The sequence below is a fragment of the Deltaproteobacteria bacterium genome (assembly GCA_018668695.1).
Lineage (GTDB): Bacteria > Myxococcota > XYA12-FULL-58-9 > XYA12-FULL-58-9 > JABJBS01 > JABJBS01.
The window spans coordinates 1-3,949 of the sequence record JABJBS010000018.1 but is presented as its reverse complement, the minus strand read 5'-3'; the positions used below and the strand labels follow the sequence as shown (position 1 = coordinate 3,949).

At 52.4% G+C, this 3,949-nt stretch carries 4 protein-coding genes; 1 reads left to right on the top strand and 3 read right to left on the bottom strand.

Going from position 1 to position 3,949, the window contains the following annotated elements:
- The 3 genes from HOK28_00750 to HOK28_00740 form a co-directional block, all read right to left on the bottom strand.
- Positions 1-839: acetyl-CoA C-acyltransferase (locus HOK28_00750; GenBank protein MBT6431587.1), on the bottom strand; the 839-nt coding region annotated here is incomplete at its 3' end.
- Between the two features lies 1 nt (position 840).
- Complete coding sequence (locus tag HOK28_00745) at positions 841-2,487, bottom strand: fatty acid--CoA ligase family protein (GenBank protein MBT6431586.1); 1,647 nt, start codon at positions 2,485-2,487, stop codon at positions 841-843.
- 16 nt (positions 2,488-2,503) lie between these two features.
- Positions 2,504-3,283, bottom strand: coding sequence for an SDR family oxidoreductase (locus tag HOK28_00740; protein MBT6431585.1), 780 nt, complete (start codon positions 3,281-3,283; stop codon positions 2,504-2,506).
- Between the two features lie 345 nt (positions 3,284-3,628).
- On the opposite strand from HOK28_00740, the gene HOK28_00735 reads away from it, so the two are divergent.
- A partial coding sequence (locus HOK28_00735) for an enoyl-CoA hydratase (GenBank protein ID MBT6431584.1) occupies positions 3,629-3,949 on the top strand: 321 nt, incomplete at its 3' end.

The following is a 3,949-nucleotide window of genomic DNA, read 5'->3' as shown; positions in this document are numbered from 1 at the left end:
TGAAGACCAAGCTCTTTGGCGCGCTCTGCGCTCATCACCACCACACCAGCTGCGCCATCGTTCAGTGGACAAGCATTGCCCGCAGTGACGCGGCCATCGGGACGAAAGACCGGCTTAAGTGTTGCAAGCTTTTCCACCACGGTGCCAGCTCGCGGGCAGTCGTCTTTTTTCACAAGCGTACCATCAGCCAAAGTAACCGGCGTAATCTCAGAATCGAACAGGCCCTTTTCCCAAGCAGCCACTGCTTTTTGCTGAGAACCCGCTGCGAAAATATCCATGTCTTCACGGGTGACGTTTTCTAAGAGCGCCACGTTCTCTGCGGTTTGGCCCATGGGAACGTAAAAGTCGGGTAAGCCTTCTGCGGGCGCCCAAGCATCGGCACCTTTTTCCGCAACCTCAGCACTTCGTGCCATCGCATCAGCGAAAATTGGGTTTTTTGTATCGGGCATTCCGTCTGCTTTACCGGTTTTAAAGCGGCTTACAGTTTCCACACCGCAGGCCATAAACACATCGCCCTCACCCGCCTTAATAGCGTGAGCAGCCATGCGCACCGCTTGCAACGAAGAAGCACAATAACGATTCACCGTGGTGCCTGGCACATCAGGCAAACCCGCCACCACGCTGGCTGCGCGAGCGAGGTTGTAGCCGGACTCACCGGCGGGCTGCGCACAACCCACAATCAAGTCTTCTATGGCCGATGCTTCAAGACCTGGAGTTTTCTCAAGCAAGCTCTTGATAATCAGCGCCGTAAGGTCATCAGGACGACACTCCACAAGGCTGCCTTTGAAAGCTTTACCAATGGGTGTTCGGGTGGCGGCTACAATCACAGCTTCTTTCATATCAGGCTCCTACTCGTGTTACGTCAAAGAGCTCAGAGGCACCTTCACGAAGTTTAAATTTCTGAACTTTACCAGTGGCGTTGAGCGGCAATGTATCCACAAAGGTCACGTAGCGCGGCACTTTATAATTGGCCATGTTCTCTCTACACCATGCATGCAAATCATCTTTGGAAATATCTTGGCCTTCTTTCAGCACACAAAAGGCCATCCCCACTTCGCCCATACGTTCATCGGGTACGCCCACCACAGCAACTTGCATCAACGCGCCATGCTTTAAGAGCAACCCCTCAATTTCAGCCGGGTAACAGTTGAAACCGCCCATAATGTACATATCTTTTTTACGGTCGGTGATGCGGATGTAGCCGCGCTCGTTCATCACGGCGATATCGCCAGTATGCAACCAGCCATCGCTGTCGATGGTTTCTTTGGTTTGGCCATCGTCATCAAAATAGCCCTGCATCACGTTGTAACCACGAACGACCAATTCGCCGGGCTCACCGCGAGGCACTTCTTTACCGTCTGCATCTACAATCACCACTTCCACATCGGGAATAGCCCGGCCAGAAGTTTGGGCAATGGTTTCAGGGTCGTCATCGTAGCGGCACATGGTGGCAATACCGCATGCTTCTGTGAGGCCGTAGCCTGTGATGATGGTGTCGAAGTTTAAGTCTTCACGCATGCTCAAAATGAGATCGACGGGAATGGATGCGGCGCCTGTTACACACAAACGCAACGTACTTAGGTCGTGCTTCTTTAAATCGGGATGGGCCAAAATGGTCTGAAACAAAGATGGCGGTCCAGGAAGCATGGTGATGCGCTCTTCACCAATGCGCTTCAGCACCTGGTTCGCATCAAACACAGGATGCGGCACAATGGTTACGCCTCGCATAATTGATGAAAGCCAGCCTGCTTTATAGCCAAAAGCGTGAAAGAACGGGTTCACGATGAGATAACGGTCTCCAGGCTGCAAACCAATCACATCGGTCCAGGCATAAAAGGCTTTTAAGTTCTGACCATGGCAGGTCATGACGCCTTTGGGGCTGCCGGTGGTACCGGATGTAAAGAGAATATCTGAGAGATCTGTGCTGCTCACAGATTGAGAGCGTTCAAGCCCCGCCTCTTCATCGACCATATCATGGAGCGCAACAAATTCATTCCAGGGTGTGGTGCCTTCGGGCGTATCGCCGCGGAGCATGATGATTCTCTCAAGGGTTGGTAAACCGCTTATGGGGTTGTCATCTTCGGTACCACAGACAGCGCCTCTGAGGAGGTCCACATAATCGTTGCCTAAGAAACCTTGAACCGTAAATAAAACCTTCGCTCCACTTTTGGAAAGCACATAAGAAGCCTCGGTTCCTTTAAAGCGTGTGTTGATAGGTACCAGCACACCGCCTGCGCCATGAATACCCAAAGCCGCAACCACCCACTCCCACACGTTAGGAGCCCAAATCGCAACACGGTCACCTTTTTCAATACCGCACGCCATCAGTGAACGCGTGGCCTCAAGCCCGGCTGCTTGAAGCTGCGTAAAGGTAAGCGTGGTGTCGCCATCTTCTATGGCGTTGTCGCTCCCAAAGCGCTGAGCCGACCGGGCCATAAGCTGGGGAATGGTTTCGAAATCAAAAGGCACATCTCTAGGCTGCGTCATTGTACGCTGCTCCTTCTTAAATACTGTAGCCACCATCGAGCATGAGTGTTTGGCCCGTGATGTAGTTTGCCTGAGTAGAAGCGAGAAAGACGACCGCATCGGCCACTTCTTTCGCGCTGCCAAATCGTTTGAGAGGTGTGTTCTTTAGAGCGGCATCCACCCACTTTTGGTCGAGTTCTTCGCCCTGCAGGTTTAAAAACATACCGGCATCAATCACGCCTAGAGCCACACAGTTGGCCCGAATACCAAAACGCCCTTCTTCACGCGCAATACCGCGCACCAAAGCTTCGATGCCGCCCTTGGGCGCCACCGATAAGATATCGCCCGGCGGAAACCTGTAGAGCCCGGCACTCGTGATGGCGACCAAGGAGCCTTTGGATGCCCGAAGGTGCTCAATAGAGGCCCGAGCCAAATGAAAGAAGCCGCCTAAGTCATCTTGAATGACTTTTTGAAAGGCTGCTGGATCTGTTTTCGAAATATAAGGCTGGTCGATGGCCGCTCCGGCTGCACACACCACGGTATGCACACCTCCATCCACAGACGCCAGCTTATCAAGCACTTCCATAACTGCATCATAAGAAGAAAGATCAAGCTGAACCACTTCAGCCTTTCTTCCCAAGGCACGAATCTGCTCCGCCACTTCCAAAGCCGGACCTTCATTGCTTCGCCAAGTCACGGCAACATCACTGCCAGCCTCAGCCAAAGCGAGTGCAATCGAGCGGCCCACACCGCCGCTTCCACCCACCACCAGGGCAATGCCTTCGGCAAATAATTCAGCTCTTTGTGTCTGTGTCATCCGGGCCCCAGGTGGAAAGTGTAACAAGTTCTACTTGAAAGCTTACACCCGTTGCAATCATCGCTTCGTAACGAGGTGTTACCATTTAAAATGAGGCTGAAAACGGGTCCATTACAACTCGTTTCATCCCGGTGAGCGCCCATGAAAACAGGCCCAACACATTGAAAACATTGCAAAAACAGAAACAATGAACACACACCTATGACGCACTTGGTCCAAGAGGAGGTCTTAACACCTTCTAAGGGGCCAAGCGCTGGTTGATAATCAATAGAACGCGTTCTATTCTGCCCACAAACCGGGCAAACACTGCTTTGCCGGCGTAGCAAAAAGGGAATTGGGGAACACATGGGCATCACCACCACCATTGAAAACGGCATCGCCGAAATCGTTATGGATAATCCCCCGGTCAACGCACTCACGGTGCAAGGCTGGTTCGATGTAGCCGATGCGTTGACCACGGCTGGACGAAACCCTGAAGTAAGAGTTGTAGTGCTTCGAGCCGAAGGCAAAGGCTTTAACGCCGGGGTTGATATTAAAGAGATGCAACAAACCGAAGGGTTTGACGCACTCATCGGTGCCAACAAGGGATGCTACGCAGCTTTTGCCGCGGTGTACGATTGTGAAGTGCCAGTGATTGCTGCCGTGAATGGATTCTGTGTTGGCGGC